This is a genomic window from Micromonospora sp. NBC_00330 (genome assembly GCF_036136635.1).
In the GTDB taxonomy this organism is placed as follows: Bacteria; Actinomycetota; Actinomycetes; order Mycobacteriales; family Micromonosporaceae; genus Micromonospora; species Micromonospora salmantinae.
The window spans coordinates 214,969-229,850 of sequence record NZ_CP108012.1 but is presented as its reverse complement, the minus strand read 5'-3'; the positions used below and the strand labels follow the sequence as shown (position 1 = coordinate 229,850).

12 protein-coding genes are annotated in these 14,882 nt (G+C 74.1%); 8 read left to right on the top strand and 4 right to left on the bottom strand.

What is annotated here, in order from left to right:
- Window positions 1-89 precede the first annotated feature (89 nt).
- A complete protein-coding gene (locus OG598_RS01110) occupies window positions 90-2,813 on the bottom strand; it encodes a cellulose binding domain-containing protein (RefSeq protein WP_328652661.1) in 2,724 nt (907 codons plus the stop codon).
- A gap of 359 nt (window positions 2,814-3,172) precedes the next feature.
- On the opposite strand from OG598_RS01110, the gene OG598_RS01105 reads away from it, so the two are divergent.
- The 3 genes from OG598_RS01105 (at window position 3,173) to OG598_RS01095 (ending at window position 4,998) form a co-directional block, all read left to right on the top strand.
- Complete coding sequence (locus OG598_RS01105) at window positions 3,173-3,859, top strand: BON domain-containing protein (RefSeq protein WP_328652660.1); 687 nt, start codon at window positions 3,173-3,175, stop codon at window positions 3,857-3,859.
- A 96-nt stretch (window positions 3,860-3,955) separates the two neighbouring features.
- The gene (locus tag OG598_RS01100; protein WP_328652659.1) at window positions 3,956-4,453 is read left to right on the top strand and encodes a redoxin domain-containing protein; all 498 of its coding nucleotides are present in this window, start codon (window positions 3,956-3,958) and stop codon (window positions 4,451-4,453) included.
- Window positions 4,450-4,998 (top strand): DsbA family protein, encoded by a 549-nt coding sequence (locus tag OG598_RS01095; RefSeq protein ID WP_328652658.1) that lies wholly within the window; start codon window positions 4,450-4,452, stop codon window positions 4,996-4,998. The genes OG598_RS01100 and OG598_RS01095 overlap by 4 nt, the downstream gene beginning before the upstream one ends.
- Window positions 4,999-5,003: 5 nt before the next feature.
- On the opposite strand, the gene OG598_RS01090 is transcribed toward OG598_RS01095, so the two are convergent.
- Window positions 5,004-7,850, bottom strand: coding sequence for a helix-turn-helix transcriptional regulator (locus OG598_RS01090; protein WP_328652657.1), 2,847 nt, complete (start codon window positions 7,848-7,850; stop codon window positions 5,004-5,006).
- A 144-nt stretch (window positions 7,851-7,994) separates the two neighbouring features.
- Here OG598_RS01090 and OG598_RS01085 point away from each other — a divergent pair, with 144 nt between their 5' ends.
- From OG598_RS01085 to serS, 5 genes are all read left to right on the top strand, one after another.
- Window positions 7,995-8,435, top strand: coding sequence for a hypothetical protein (locus OG598_RS01085; protein WP_328652656.1), 441 nt, complete (start codon window positions 7,995-7,997; stop codon window positions 8,433-8,435).
- Window positions 8,432-9,580, top strand: coding sequence for an alcohol dehydrogenase catalytic domain-containing protein (locus OG598_RS01080; protein ID WP_328652655.1), 1,149 nt, complete (start codon window positions 8,432-8,434; stop codon window positions 9,578-9,580). Before OG598_RS01085 ends, OG598_RS01080 begins: the two co-directional genes overlap by 4 nt.
- A 50-nt stretch (window positions 9,581-9,630) precedes the next feature.
- Complete coding sequence (locus tag OG598_RS01075) at window positions 9,631-10,827, top strand: saccharopine dehydrogenase family protein (RefSeq protein ID WP_328652654.1); 1,197 nt, start codon at window positions 9,631-9,633, stop codon at window positions 10,825-10,827.
- Between the two features lie 25 nt (window positions 10,828-10,852).
- Complete coding sequence (locus tag OG598_RS01070; protein WP_328652653.1) at window positions 10,853-11,935, top strand: DNA polymerase III subunit beta family protein; 1,083 nt, start codon at window positions 10,853-10,855, stop codon at window positions 11,933-11,935.
- A gap of 96 nt (window positions 11,936-12,031) precedes the next feature.
- Window positions 12,032-13,315: a serine--tRNA ligase gene (serS, locus tag OG598_RS01065; protein WP_124853442.1), complete on the top strand. Its 1,284-nt coding sequence runs from the start codon at window positions 12,032-12,034 to the stop codon at window positions 13,313-13,315.
- Window positions 13,316-13,330: 15 nt separating this feature from the next.
- On the opposite strand, the gene OG598_RS01060 is transcribed toward serS, so the two are convergent.
- Both OG598_RS01060 and OG598_RS01055 read right to left on the bottom strand, forming a co-directional pair.
- The gene (locus OG598_RS01060) at window positions 13,331-14,245 is read right to left on the bottom strand and encodes a cytochrome c biogenesis CcdA family protein (RefSeq protein WP_328652652.1); all 915 of its coding nucleotides are present in this window, start codon (window positions 14,243-14,245) and stop codon (window positions 13,331-13,333) included.
- Window positions 14,242-14,862, bottom strand: coding sequence for a TlpA family protein disulfide reductase (locus OG598_RS01055; protein WP_328652651.1), 621 nt, complete (start codon window positions 14,860-14,862; stop codon window positions 14,242-14,244). Before OG598_RS01055 ends, OG598_RS01060 begins: the two co-directional genes overlap by 4 nt.
- Window positions 14,863-14,882 lie beyond the last annotated feature (20 nt).

Here is a 14,882-nt window from a genome sequence, read left to right as displayed (position 1 = left end):
GGACCCGGTCCGCCGGGTGCCGGACCCCTCAGGCGGCCCGGCGGACCGGTGTTCGGTGGTGATCCGGGGTCCCGACCCGGATCACCCGCTCAGCGACTCGTGCAGGTGATGGCAGCCGGGGACGTGTTGCTACCGGCCCACGAGCCGAGGAAACCGGCTGTGGTGCTGGCCCCGGCGGCGAGCGCGCCGTTCCAGCCCGTGTCCCGGACCGACACGGCGGCTCCGGTCTGGGTGTGGGTGCCTCCCCAGAGCTGGTCGATCCGCTGGCCGTCGGTGAAGGTCCAGCCCAACGTCCAGCCGGCGATGGGGGCGCTTCCGGCGTTACGGACCACCAGCTCGGCCTGGAAACCGCCGGACCAGGAGCCGGTCACCCGGTAGGTCGCCGCGCAGCCGGCGGACGGCGGCGGCGTGGTCGGGGGCGGCGTGGTCGGGGGCGGCGTGGTCGGGGGCGGCGTGGTCGGGGGCGGCGTGGTGGGCGGTGGGGTCGTCGGGGGTGGCGTGGTCGGGGGCTCGCCGCCGGTGCGATCGGCGACGAGGATGCCTCGGCCGTTGGTGCCGAGGTAGACCCGACCGTAGACACGCGGGTCGCCGGTCAGCGCCTCGGTCGGATTGCCGTACTGGTGGCGGTCGTCGTTGACGCGTACCCAGGTCGCGCCGGCGTCGTCGGAGCGGTGCACGCCCGGTTGACCGTTCACGGTGCCGTAGAGGAACACGGCGGGGTTGGTCCGCCCGGGTGCCGCCTTGCCGAAACCGACGTTGCCGGAAGCGCTGACGCCGTCCAGCCTCGTGAAGCTGGTGCCGGCGTCGGTGGAACGCCACAGGCCACCCGGCCCGGCCAGCCACAATTCGCCGGCCCGGCCCGGGAGGGCCTTGAACCGCACGTCGGTGGTGGGCAGCCCGGTCGCCGCGGTCGGGGTGAAGCTGGCCCCGCCGTCGGTGCTCAGGTAGAAGCGCCCGCCGCTGAAGCCGTAGAACCGGGTGGGGTCGACCCGGTCGGACTCGATCGTGGCGTTCGCCGGGATGCCTGTCGACGCTGCCCAGGAGTTGCCGAAACCGACCGAGTGGACGACGCGTTGGCCCGCGTCACCGGGCGCCCAGACGAAGCGGCTGCCGTCGGCCGCAGCGGCCACCGTGCCGCCGAGGTTGACCCCGGACGGTTCGGTGCCCTGGAACCAGGTGGCGCCGCCGTCGGTGGAGAAGGCGACGTGACTGTCGTTGGGCCGGTCGGCGTCGGTGAAGTTGCCGGCGCGCACCAGCACCGCGGGCTTGCTCTCGGCGTAATCGAGGCTGGTGGTGGACGTGAACACCGGCTGGGTGAACAGCATCGACGGAATCGCGTCCAGGTCGGTGTGTCGGAAGCCGCCGACGTCGCCGAGCGCGCTGATCAGGGGTGCGCCGCTGGGCGGGCTGACCAGGTCGAGGACGGCGGTCTCCTCCAGCCCCCGGACCATGGGCCGGAGGGTGAACTGACCGCCGGTGTCCCACTTGGTCAGGTCGGTCGTGCCGTAGATGGTGGCGCCGGTGCCGTACATCATGCGGTTGGAGTCGTGCGGGTCGATCTCCACCGACTCGTTCATCCAGCCGAGCTTGGGCGCGTCCTCCGGGGGTGCCGGGTTGAGACCGAAGGTCAACCAGGGCACCGAGCTGATGTCCATGGTGTAGCGGCGGGACCTCTGCGGGTAGTTGCTGAACTCCCAGATCCGCGTCCAGCTCGCCCCGCCGTCGGTGCTGCGGAAGAAGATGGCGTCCGGCCACCAGGAGACCTGGGTGGCCACCAGCAGGGTGTTCGGGCGAAGTCGATCGATGGTCAGCCCGCTGTAGCCGAAGTAGGCGTCGGCGCTGGTGGAGGGCACCGGGCTGATCCGCGTCCAGGCCCCGGTCGACCGGGTGAACTTCCAGACGTCGCCCTTGCCGCCGTCGTACGGGCCGCCGGTGTCGCTGGTGGCGATGTAGAGGTGACCGCCGACCGGGTCGACGACCCCCTTGTGGGCCAGGTAGCCGGTGGGCTGACCGGGGATGCGCGCCCAGGTGACGCCGCCGTCGGTGCTGCGGTAGACCGGGTTCTCCTTGTCCGCCACGCCCACGTAGATGGTCTGCGTGGTGGAGCCGGCGGTGCCGGTGCTCTTGTCGAAGCTGACCCAGGTGAGGCCCTGGTTCTGCCCGTTGTAGCCGTTCGGGTCGCTCGGGTCCGCCCGGTAGTTGCCGACGTTGGGGAAGGCGGCGACGCGGGCCCAGGTCACGCCGTGGTCGGTGCTGCGCCACAGCCCGTTGCCACCCTCGGCGCCGTAGTACACGATGCTGTTCCGGTTGGGGTCGACGGCGAGCCGCTCCCCCATTCCCCGGCCCGGCATGTTGCCGCCGTTCTTGAACGGCAGCTCGGTGGCCTGCCAGGTGGCGCCCTTGTCGGCCGAGCGCAGGATCGCGCCGTTGTTCGGGTCCCAGCCGTTCGTGTACATGCCGACCGCGGCGTACACCCGGTTGGTCTGGACCGGGTCGGTGGCGATGCTGACCACGCCGTTGTAGCCCCACCGGTCGGCGCCGACCCAGTCGAGCAGCGGCGTCCAGGACTGGCTGGTCTGTTCCCAGCGGTACGCCCCGCCGATGTCGGTGCGCGCGTAGACGAGGTTCTTCTCGGTGGGGTTGAAGACGATGCCGGGTACGAAGCCGCCACCGCCCACCGGGACGTTCCGCCAGGTGTACGCCTCCGCTGCGGCCAGGGTGGGGGCCGACCCAGCGGCGGTGAACGGGACCACCACGACGGCTGTGGCGGCGGCCAACACGGACACGACAGTGCCGGCGAGACTTCTCCGCATCTGCGGTTCCTCTTTCGGATGGAGCCCCGGGGGACGGGGTCGATCGCCTGGGTGACGCCGTGGCCCGGGGGACGAGCACGACGTCGGGGACGGGCAGAGCTGCCCTGGCTCCACCACCCGACGCGACGGCTCCCGCGATCGAGGAACGCGATTACCGTAACCGAAATCGGCTCGCTTTGGAAGCGCTCCCATCATCGATGTTGGTCCCCGTTTCCCACCCGTGCCGCCCAGGTCGGACCCCGCCGTCACCCGGTCCGGGCGAGGGCGGCTCACCCGGGGCGGCGGCAGGATCGCAGCACGGCGGACCTCAGGCCGCGGCCACCACCCGGTCCGCCATCGGAACAGCGGAGGAGGGACAGATGGCCATCGCGGAGATCAACCGCACCGACCAGGACATCCAGTCCGCCGTGCTCGACGAGCTGACCTGGGAACCGCGGGTGCAGCCGCACGAGATCGGCGTGACCGTCGCCGAGGGCGTCGTCACCCTGACCGGCCGCGTGGACAGCTACGCCAAGAAGTGGGCCGCCGAACGGGCCGCCCACCGGGTCGCCTCGGTCCGGGCGGTCGCCAACGACGTGGCCGTGCAGCTCACCAACGGCACCGAGCGCGCCGACAGCGACCTGGCCGCGGCGGCCAGCCACGGGCTGGAGTGGGACGCGTTCGTGCCCATCGAGAAGCTCCAGGTCACCGTCTCGGCCGGCTGGGTGACGCTGCACGGCGACGTCGAGTGGGAGTACCAACGTCGAGCCGCCGAACGCGCTGTGGCCCGGCTGACCGGCGTACGCGGGGTGAGCAACGGCATCACCGTCCGACCGGCCACCGCGCCGGACGCCCGCAACCTGGCCGACCGGATCGTCGACGCCCTCGCCCGGGCCGGAGCGACCGAGGCCGAACGGATCAGCGTCCGGGTGCACGGCGACACCGCGATACTCGCCGGGTTGGTGCACTCGATGCCCGAACGGGCCGAGGTCGAGCAGGTGGCCTGGTCCGCGCCGGGCATCCGGGAGGTGCAGAACCACATCGCTGTCGCCCCGGTGCTGCGCTGAGCGGGCGCGGACGCCCGGCCAGCGGGCGCTGAACGCGCGCGGAACCACCCGGGGTGGGTGAGCCCGTCTCACCCACCCCGGGAGCAGGCTGGCGGCATGAGTGATCCGAACGGGCTGATCCAACCGGGACGCACCGCGCCCGGTTTCACACTGCCGGCCACCCCGGACGGGGCTCTGCTGGGGCCCGAGCAGTTCCGTGGCCAGCCGGTCGTGCTCGCCTTCTACCCCGCCGACTGGAGCCCGGTCTGCGGTGACCAGATGTCGCTCTACCAGTCGGCGGCACCCGTCTTCGCCCAGTACCGGGCGGTGGTGCTCGGCCTGTCGGTGGACGGCATCTGGTCGCACCGGGCGTTCGCGGAGAGCCGGGGCATCGAGTTCCCCCTGCTGGCCGACTTCGAGCCCAAGGGCGAGGTGGCCCGCAGCTACGGCGCGTACATGCCGAACGGTGAGGCGGCCCGCGCGCTGGTGGTGCTGGACCCGGCGGGGAAGGTGACCTGGAGCTACCTGTCGCCGCCCGACGTCAACCCCGGCGCGGACGGCATCTTCGACGCGCTGGACCAACTCGCCGCCGATCGGAAGGTGATGGCCGGATGAGTACGCCACTGCAGGTCACCGCCCGACTTCGAGACCCGGTGACCACCGACGACCACATCCGGGGGCCGTCCGACGCGGCGGTGACCATCGTCGAGTACGGCGACTTCCAGTGCCAGTTCTGCGGTGCCGCGTACCCGAACCTGCACGAGTTGCTGCGGCAGCGGGCCGACACCGTACGGCTGGTCTACCGCTACTTCCCGATCGCCAACGTGCACCCGTACGCCGAACGGGCCGCCGAGACGGCCGAGGCCGCCGGGGTTCGGGGCCGGTTCTGGGAGATGCACGACTGGCTCTACGAGCACCAGGACCAGCTCGACCCGGTGCACCTCTCGCTCGGCGTCGAGCAGGTCGGGTTGCCGCCGGACGAGTTGAACGCCGAGGTGGAAAACCGTGCGCACGCGGACCGGGTGCGCCGGGACTTCGTGGGGGGCATCCGCAGCGGGGTGAACGGCACCCCGACCCTGTTCGTCAACGGCATCCGGCACGACGGCGGGTACGACCTGCCCGACCTGTTGACGGCCGCGGACGCCGCCGCCAACGCCTGACCCGCTCAGATCAGCCGCAACTCGCGCGCCCGCCGGACCGCTTCACGCCGGCGGGTCGCGTCGAGTTTGCGGTAGATGTTGCGGACGTGGGTCTTCACGGTGTTGACCGAGAGGGACAACTCGCCGGCGATCTCCACGTTGGACAGGATGCTCTGCAGGTAGCGCAGAATGGTCAGCTCCCGCTCGGTGAGCGGCTCGTCGAGCGCGCCCCTCGGCCCGGCGGCCGGCCCGTCGGCGCCCTGCCCCGCACCCCGCACCAGGTCACTGACCAACGCGAAGTGCGCGGTGCCCGCGTCCAGGTGCGCGGCCAGCAGGTCCCGCACCGATGGTTCGGCGCGGGTGAAGACCCTGCGGCAGCCCTGCGGGCCGGCCAGGTCCAGCGTCTGCTCAAGGATCCGACCCGCCCGACGCCCGTCCCCGGCGCGCTGGGCCAGCATCGCTTCGAGCAGACCGGCGTCCAGGCGTACCGGCAGCGGCCAGGCCGTGGCGGCCGGCGCCTGCCAGTCCGGCAGGGTCCGCTCGGCCGTGGCGGCGTCGCCGGCTCGCAGCTGCACCTTCGCCAACGTCACCGCGAGCACCGGGTCGGCCCCCTCGTCGGCGGCGTCGGCCAGCAGGTCGCGGGCGGAGTCCAGGTCGCCCCGCGCGGCCCGCAGTTCGGCCTCGGCGGCCCGCAGCAGACCGGTCAGCTCGTCGGCGGACGGCCGGTCGGCCAGCGCCTCCCGGGCCCGGACGAGCAGCCGCTGGCCGGTCGCCGGGTCGCCGGAGTCGCTGCGTAGCTGCGCCCGGCACAGCGCGGCCACCGCCGCCGCCACCGGTTCGTCGGAGGCGGCGGCCAGCCAGTCGCCGCCCACCTCGGGCTCGCCGGCCCAGCCGCCACTGACGTCCAGCGCCGGGAGGGCGAGGGCGAGGTTCGTGGTGGCCTCCTCGGGCTGGTCGCGCATCAGCGCCACCACGGCGAGAGCCAGGTACGCGTGCCCGCAGTCGAGCCGACAGGACCAGCCCCGACAGGGCGGCATGCCGAGCGCGTCCCTGGCCGCCTGCTCCGCCGACCGCAGCTCGCCGCGCACCGCGAGCAGCAGCGCGGCGCGGCTCGCGGCGACCAGCTCGGTACGTGGCCGGCCGGCTTCCCGAGCGGCCGCCCGGGCCCGCACGAACCGGGCGGTGGGCAGCGCCCCGTCGGCCAACTCGGCCAGCCCCAGCGCGGTGCCGGTGAACGCCCGCAGATCCAGGTCGTCGGCGGCGCCGCCACCACCGGCCGTCGGGGCGGAACCGGTCACCTCCGTCGGCACCCGGGTCGGCGTGGCCTCCGCCGGGCGGGTGCGCAGCAGGCGAGCGGCGGCGGCCCGGACCTCGGTGCGGTCGTCGCCGAGCCGGGCCGCTGTCAGCTCCAGCGCGGTGACCAACCGCAGGAACCGGTCCCGGCGCGGCACCGGCAGCCCCGCGGCGTGCCCGGCGGCGGCCCGCAGGTGACCGGTGGCGGCCGGCAGGTCACCGGCGTACGCGCGCTCGGCGGCGCAGGCCAACGCCACCTCGGGGTCGGCGCGGATCACCTCCGCCGGCGGCGGGGTGGGTGGCGGGGCGTGCACCGGGTCCCGGTCGTAGCGGGTCAGCTCCGGCCAGTGCGCGACGAACAGGTCACCGGCCAGGTCCCAGCGGCCGGCGGCCAGGGCGTGCCGCAGGGCGTCGGCGGGTCGGCCGTCGCCCGCGTACCAGTCTGCGGCCCGGACGTGCAGCTCGCGTAGCTCCTCGGCGGGCAACCGGGCGAGGTCGGCGCGGAGCAGGTCGGCGACCAGGGACTCGTACCGGTACCAGGGCGGCCGGGTGTCCTCCCGGTGCAGCAGACCACCGGTCCCGGCCAGGTCGGCCAGCACCTGCCCGGCGTCGGCGCGGCCGGTCAGCGCCTCGGCCAGGTCGGCGCAGACGGTGTCGACGACGGCGGTACGACGCAGCAGGTCCTCCTCGGCCGGGTCGAGCGTCGCCAGCACCTCCTCGTGCAGGTAACCGGCGATCTCCGGCTGGTCTCCGCCGAACTGCCCCACCCAGCGCTCCGGGTCGGGCTGTCCGCGTACCGCCAGGGCGGCGATGCGCAGCGCGGCCGGCCAGCCGCCGGTGCGCTCCCGCAGCCGGTGCACGGCGGTCGCCGGCAGCGCGGCGGCGTGGGCGGTGAGCAGGTCGGCCACCTCGTCGTCGGTGAACGCCAGCTCGTCCGGGCCGATCTGGGTCAGCTCGCCGGCGAGGCGGAGCCGGTGCAGTGGCAGGTGCAGTCCGGCCCGCGCGCCGATCACCAGACGAAGCCGCCCCCCGGCATGCCGCAGCAGGAACTCCAGGCCGGTCAACGCCGCCGGGTCGGCGACCCGGTGCAGGTCGTCCAGGATCAGCAGCACCGGCCGGTCGGCGGCGGCGAGCGTGGCGGCCAGCGCCTCCAACTGGTCGGGGCGCGGCGGCCGGTCGGGCACCGGGCCGCCCTCCGTCGCCCCGGTCGCCGAGCGCAGCGCCGCGGCGAGGTACGCCCAGAGCCGGTCGGAGTCGTCGCCGGCCTCCACCGACATCCACGCCGAGACCGGATCGTCGGCGGAGGAGACCGACAGATCGCCGGAGTCCGGCACCATCGCCCCCGGCTCCACGTCGGGTGGCGCCCCGCCCAGCCGCATCCAGGAGGCGAGCAGTGTCGTCTTGCCCCAGCCGGCGGGGGCGGCCACCAGGGTGACCGGTCCCGCGCTGCCCTCGTCCAACCGGCGCAGCAGGCGGGGCCGGGCGACCACCGGCTCCGGCGGCACGGCCGGCGTCAGTCGGGACGCCAACAGCCGTGGCCCCGGTGCCGGTTCGACCCGTACGTGATCCTGTTCCGGCACCCAGCCCCACCCCCACCACGCGCTCCGCCCCCGGTCGGCGAGCGGTTACCCGGCACGGGCCGGTTCACCCCTTCCGGGCGAGCGCGCTTCACCCGGGTGCGACAGACGATCGGGGGACGTGAACCGGGAGGACGGGTGGTACCGATGGGACGGCTGGCGCGGGCGGGACCCGCCCTCGGCGGCGCGGCGCTGGCCGGGGCGGCGCGGCTGCTGCGAGTACCCCGTCGGGGTGCCCGGCCCGGCGCGGACGGCGACGCTGCCGCGCCGGCCCGGTGGGAGGTGGTGACCGTCGACCGGCCGCCGGAGCAGGTGCTGCCGGACGGCCGCTGGCCCGAGCCGCTGCGCCGCCTGGACGGGGCGGTCGAGGTGCGGGTGCGCCCGGCGCCCGGTGACCGGGGCACCGAGTTGGCCGCCCGGCCGCTTGTCGGCGTCACCCCGCCCACCGGGCTGGCCGCGCATCTGGTCGGCGACGACCCGGGCCTGCTGGTCCGTCGAACCCTGCTCCAGATCAAGCAACGGGTGGAGGCCGGTGAGGTGCTCCGCGCGGACCGCTCCGCGCTGGACCGCCCCGAGGTCCACTGGTGAGAGCGCTGTGTTGGGTGGCCGCCGGCGAGCTGGCCGTACGCGAGGTCCCCGACCCGGAGCTGCGCAATGAGCGTGACGTGATCGTCCGGGTTCGGCGCAGCGCCACAGGCGGGGGTGACCTGCCGCTGCTGGCCGGCCGGCACCCGCTGCTGCGGCCCGGCGACGTGCTCGGCGCGGAGTTCCTGGGCGAGGTGGTGGAGGTCGGCCCCGGGGTCCGCCGACACCGCGCCGGCGATCGGGTGGTCGTCGGCGCGAGCGTGGCCTGCGGCGGTTGCTGGTACTGCCGCCAGGGCCTGCACTCCTGCTGCGACAACGCCAGCGCCGACCTGCCCAGCGCCGACCCCGACCGGGCCCGCTCCGACGCCGGCTGTTTCGGCAGGCCCCGGGCGGCGGGCGGTTTCGCGGGCGGCCACGCCGAGTACGTGCGGGTGCCGTACGCCGACGTGAGCGCCTTCCGGGTGCCGGACGCCGTCGACGACGACCGGGCGGTGTTCGCCGCGGACGTGGCGCCGACCGGGTGGCTCGCCGCCGAGTTGGGTGCGGTGCGTCCCGGCGACGTGGTGGCGATCTGGGGCGCCGGGGCGGTGGGTCAGTTGACCGCCCGGGCGGCGGCGCTGCGCGGGGCCGCCCGGGTGCTGGTCGTGGACCGGCACGAGGAGCGGTTGCGGATGGCCGAGCAACACTTCGACGCCGAGCCGCTCGACTACCGCCACGCCGACGTCACGGCGGAGCTGCGCGACCGTAGCGGTGGGCGCGGGCCGGACGTGTGCGTGGTGGCGGTCGGCACGCCGCCGGCCCGGTCGAGGGCCGACCGGTTCGGCGGCCAGCACGCCGACCGACCGGACGCGCTGCGGGAGGCCGTGCACGCGTGTCGCAAGAGCGGCGTGGTGGTGGTGCTCGACGGGACGGCCGGGTTCGTCGACGCGTTCCCGCTGGGTGCGCTGACCGAGCGGCGGCTCACGCTGCGCGGTGCCGGTCGGCCGGATCTGCGGGACGTGCCGATGCTGCTGGACCGGATGGCCCGTGACGAGTTGCGGACCGAGCACCTGGCCACCCACCGGCTGCCGTTGGCGCAGGGCCCCGAGGGGTACGCGCTGTTCCGGGACCGGGTCGACGGCTGCGTACGCGCCGTGTTCACGCCGTGACCGCCTGCTCGTGATCGCTGATCGGCGACCACGAATGGCAGACTCTGAGGATGACTGGCGAGCGAACGTACGACGTGGTGCTGTTCGGAGCGACCGGGTTCACCGGCGGCCTGACCGCCGAATACCTGGCCCGGCACGCGCCGGCCGAGCTGCGCTGGGCGCTGGCCGGGCGCAACCCGCAGCGCCTCGCCGCCGTACGGGACCGGCTCGCCGCCATCGACCCGAGCCTGGTTGACCTGCCGCTGCTCACCGCCGACGTGACCGACGCCGACTCCCTGCGGGCGGTGGCGGAGAGCGCCCGGGTGGTGGCCAGCACTGTCGGCCCGTACATCCACCACGGGGAGCCGCTGGTCGCGGCCTGCGCCCGGGCCGGCACCGACTACCTGGACATCACCGGCGAGCCGGAGTTCGTCGACAGCATGTACGTGCGTCACCACGCCGAGGCGACACGCACCGGCGCGCGGCTGGTGCACGCCTGCGGCTTCGACTCCGTCCCGCACGACCTGGGCGTCTGGTTCACAGTCAAGCAGCTGCCCGCCGACGTCCCGATCACAGTGGACGGGTACGTGCGCGCCGGCGGCCGGTTCTCCGCCGGCACCTACCACTCGGCGCTCACCGCGTTCTCGCGTACCGGGCAGGCCAGCCAGGCCGCCCGGGACCGCCGGGCGGTCGAGCCGCGGCCCACCGACCGGCGGGTCCGGGCGGTGCCCGGCCGGCTGGCCCGCTCGGCGGAGCTGGGCATCTGGACCGTGCCGCTGCCGACCATCGACCCGCAGGTGGTCCGCCGCTCGGCCGCGGCCCGCCCGGAGTACGGCCCGGACTTCCGCTACCGGCACTTCGCCGCCGTGAAGCGGCTGCCCACGGTGCTGGCCGGCGCGGCCGGGCTCGGCGCGCTGATCGGGCTGGTGAAGCTGCCGCCCAGCCGACGCTGGCTGCTCGGCCGGCTCGCGTCCGGGCAGGGGCCCACCGCCCAGCAGCGGGCGTCGTCCTGGTTCCGGGTCCGGTTCGTCGGCACCGGCGGCGGGCAGCGGGTGGTCACCGAGGTCGCCGGCGGTGACCCCGGCTACGACGAGACGGCGAAGATGCTCGCCGAGTCGGCGTTGTGCCTGGCGCTCGACGAGCTGCCGTCGACCGCCGGCCAGCTCACCCCGGTCACCGCGATGGGTGACGCGCTGCTCGACCGGCTCGTCCGGGCCGGCCTCACCTTCCGGGTCCTCAAGCAGGAGACGCGGGAGCCCGCGGCTTGACCCTCAACCGGGTCGAGGGGGCAGGATGCCCAGCGTGAGCGACCTGCACAGCATCGGCGAGCTGGCCCGGGCCAGCGGCCTGACCGTCAGCGCACTGCGCTTCTACGACTCGGCGGGGGTGCTGGAGCCGACCCTGGTCGACCCGGTGACCGGCTACCGCTGGTACACCGAGGGCCAGATCGCCCCGGCCCGGCTGGTGGCCGGGCTGCGTCGGATCGGCATGCCGGTGCCGGAGATCGCCGCCGCGGTACGCGCCGAGCCGGCAGTGGTGCACCAACTGCTCGACGCGCACCTGCGCCGGCTGGCCGACGGGCTCAGCGACGCCCGCCGCGAGGTCGACCGTCTCCGGGCCCTGGTCGACCCGGCCCCGCCGACCGCCACCACACTCCTGGTCGCCCCCGCCGCCCTGGCCGCCGCGCTCGACGCGGTGCGCTTCGCCGTCGGCGTCGATCCGGAGCTGCCGATGCTCGCCGGTGTGCTGTTCGACGTGGAGTCCGACGGCGTCCGGCTCGTCGCCACCGACCGGTACCGGCTCGCGCTGGCTCGGGCCGGGGCCGACGTCGACGGACCGCCGGTGCGGGTGTTCCTGCCGGTGGCCCTCGCCGACCAGCTCCGGCCACTGCTCGACACCGCCGACACCTGGCCGGTGCGTCTGACAGTGGCGGGCGCGGACCTGCGGGTGCGGGTGGCCGACCGCACGCTGACCGGCGCCGCCCTGCCGTACGACTTCCCGGACTACCACCGGCTGCTGCGCAAGTCCGTCGGTGAGCGGCCGACCGCGCGCCGGATCCCGGTGGACGTGGCAGCGCTGCGCGCCGCGCTTGCCGACCCCGCAGCCCCCACTGTCGCCCTCGACCACGACGGCACGACCCGTGAGGTCACGGTGCTCGGCGTGGACGACCAGGGCGGGCTGCGGCTGCTTCCCGCCGCCGACCTGGGCACCGACGCGCTGCGGGTCGGGGTGGACGGTGGTTACCTGCTGGACGCGCTGAACGCGGCCGGCGCGCCGCAACTGGTGCTGGAGCTGGACGGGCCGATCGCACCGCTGGCCGTACGCCGACCGGACGACGCGGACACCTACTCGGTGCTCATGCCGATCCGGCTGTAGAAATCCCTCGCGCTCCCCGTCCCCGGGTGGAAACGTGCGCGACGGTAACATCTGATGGTTCACCAGTGAACCCCGGACGGAGGCGTACGGAGCAGCATGCTCGACATGGAGTTGATCCGGAAGGATCGCGAGGCGGTGGCAACCGCGCTGGCGAAGCGTCTGGATCCCGCCGAGGTCACCCGTGCCCTGGACGAGATCCAGCGGCTCGACCAGGAACGCCGCGCCCTGATCACGGAGATCGACGCCGAGCGGCAACGCCGCAAGGCCGAGGCCCGGGCGTACGCGCAGGCGAAGCGGGCCGGCGAGGAGCCGCAGGCCGCCGCGCCGGAGGCGGAGCGTAAGCAGCTCGCCGAGCTGGAGTCCCAGCTCGACGAGGTGCAGGCCCGGCTGCGCGACGCGATGAGTGAGCTGCCCAACCTGCCCAGCGACGACGTCGTGGCCGGCGGCAAGGAAGCCAACCGGGTGGTGAAGACCTTCGGCGAGCCGCCGGTGATCGAGAAGGTCCGCGACCACGTGGAGCTGAGCCGCGCGTTGGGCCTTGTCGACTACGAGCGCGGGGTCAAGCTCGGTGGGTCCGGTTTCTGGATGTACACCGGTGTCGGCGCCCGGCTGGAGTGGGCGCTGCTCAACTACTTCGTCGACCAGCACATCAAGGCCGGCTACGAGTTCCTGCTCCCGCCGCACCTGCTGCTGGATTCGGCCGGCTTCGCCGCCGGGCAGTTCCCCAAGTTCTACGACGACGTCTACCACCTGGACTCGGCGTCCGCCCCGCGTGGCCAGTTCCTGCTGCCCACGTCGGAGACGGCGATCCTCGGCGCCTACCAGGACGAGATCCTGGAGACCCCGAAGCTGCCGCTGAAGGCGTTCGCCTACACCCCGTGCTACCGGCGGGAGTCGGCCGGCTCGCACTCGGACGAGCGGGGCACGGTGCGGGGGCACCAGTTCAACAAGGTGGAGATCTTCCAGTTCACCCTGCCGGAGCAGGCCGACGCGGCGCTGGAGGAGATGCTCGCCCACGCCGAGAGCCTGGTCGAGGGGCTGGGTCTGCACTACCAGCGCACGTTGCTCTCGGCCGGTGACGCCAGCGCCTCGATGAAGAAGACCCTCGACATCGAGGTGTGGATGCCCAGCACCGGCAAGTACAAGGAGGTGTCGTCGGTCTCCTGGGCCGGTGACTACCAGGCTCGTCGGGCGGCCATCCGTTACCGCGAGCCGGGCGGCAAGCAGACCCGCTTCGTGCACACCCTCAACGGGTCGGCGTTGGCCACCAGCCGGCTCTTCCCGGCCATCCTGGAGCAGTACCAGCAGGCCGACGGCAGCGTCCTGGTCCCCAAGGTCCTCCAGGACCGCCTAGGCACCGACCGCCTAACCCCCCGCTAGCTCGGACCCGTTCCCTCACCCCGTCGATCTTGCAGTTTCGGTCTCCGCAGTGCTGGGCTCCGCGGCTTTTGCCGTGACAGAAACTGCAAGATCGCGGGGGTGGGGGCGGCGCTTCGCCAGGGCTGCGGTTAGCAGCAGGAGGGCCGCCAGGGCGGCCAGCAGCAGGGTTGGGCCCAGGGTGTCCAGGGTGTTGGACACTGTTTGTTGTAGGTGGGACGCCGCTTGGATCACCGGGTCGTCGAGGGCTTCGCGGTGACCGGCGGCCAGACGTAGCTCGTAGCGGCCGTACCAGGCGACGTAGCCGCCGGCGACCAGCAGCACCAGGCCACTGAGGCGGGGCACCAGCGCGCCGGCGACGCGCAGCCGGGCCACCAGGCCGTCGCGCAGCAGCGCCACCCCGAGCGCGGCGACCGCTACCACCAGACCCATCCCGAGGGCGTACGCGCCGAACAGCGCCAACCCCTGACCTGTCGAGCCGGCCTGGAGGCTGGTCACCACGATGGCCAGGAACGGCGCGATGGCGCAGCCGAGCGACGCCAGCGCGTACACCGCGCCGAACAGCGCCATCGACGGCCAGGACCGGGTCAGCCGGGGCGCCCGGGCGGACCAGCCGGGGGCGGGCAGCCGCCGACCGGCGAGCAGCCAGCAGCCGGCCGCCAGCAGCAGCACGCCGAGCGCCACTGTCAGCCACGGCAGCCGGGGCCGCAACCAGCCGGCCAGCGGCGCGAGCGCCAGGCCGAACGCGCCGAACACCAACACGTACCCCACTGTCAGCCCGGCCGCCGCGGTGAGCGCGCGGCCGACCGCGCCGCGGGTGTCCGACGTCCCGGCGACCAACAACGAGAGGTACGCGGGCAGCAACGCGAAGCCGCACGGGTTGACAGCGCCGAGCATGCCGGCGGTCAGCGCGAGCAGCAGTGTGGCGGTCACGCCCCGGCCAGTGCGGCGACCTTGGCGGTGAGCGCCTCACCGTCGAGGAAGCCGTGGTGGACGACAGTGCCGTTCCGGTCGATGATCACGAAGATGCTCTGCTCGGTCACCTTGAACCGCTTCCAGAGCGCGCCAGTGCTGTCCTCGATCTGTGGCGTCGCGCCGAGGTCGAACTCGGTGACGAACTCCTTCATGGCCTTCCGTTCGCCCAGCCCGGCGACGCCGACGATCGGCACGGTGTCCCGGTACCGGGGTTCGATCTCGGCCACCGTCCAGGCCTGGCTGGCGCAGGTGGCGCACCACGGCGCCCAGAACCACAGCACCACCGGTTTGCCGGCGAGCTGTGCAGCGTCGAACGCGGCCCCACCGAGCGTGGTCCCGGTGAAGCGCAGCACGTCCGGGACCTGCGCCGAGGGTGGTCCGCCGGTCGGGGTGGACGGAGCGTCGGTCGGCGTGGGCGGGGCGCCGGTCGAGGCCGGGGCCGATCCGGCGGCGGCCGGCCCACCCGGCGCGGTGCCGGTACAGGCGGCAACACCCAGCAGGGCCACCACGAGCGCCCCGGCGGTGGCGGCACGGCGAAGCTGCCCGGCCCCTGTCCACGCCATGCTGATCCGCATCCGCTTCTCCGTTCCGGTCC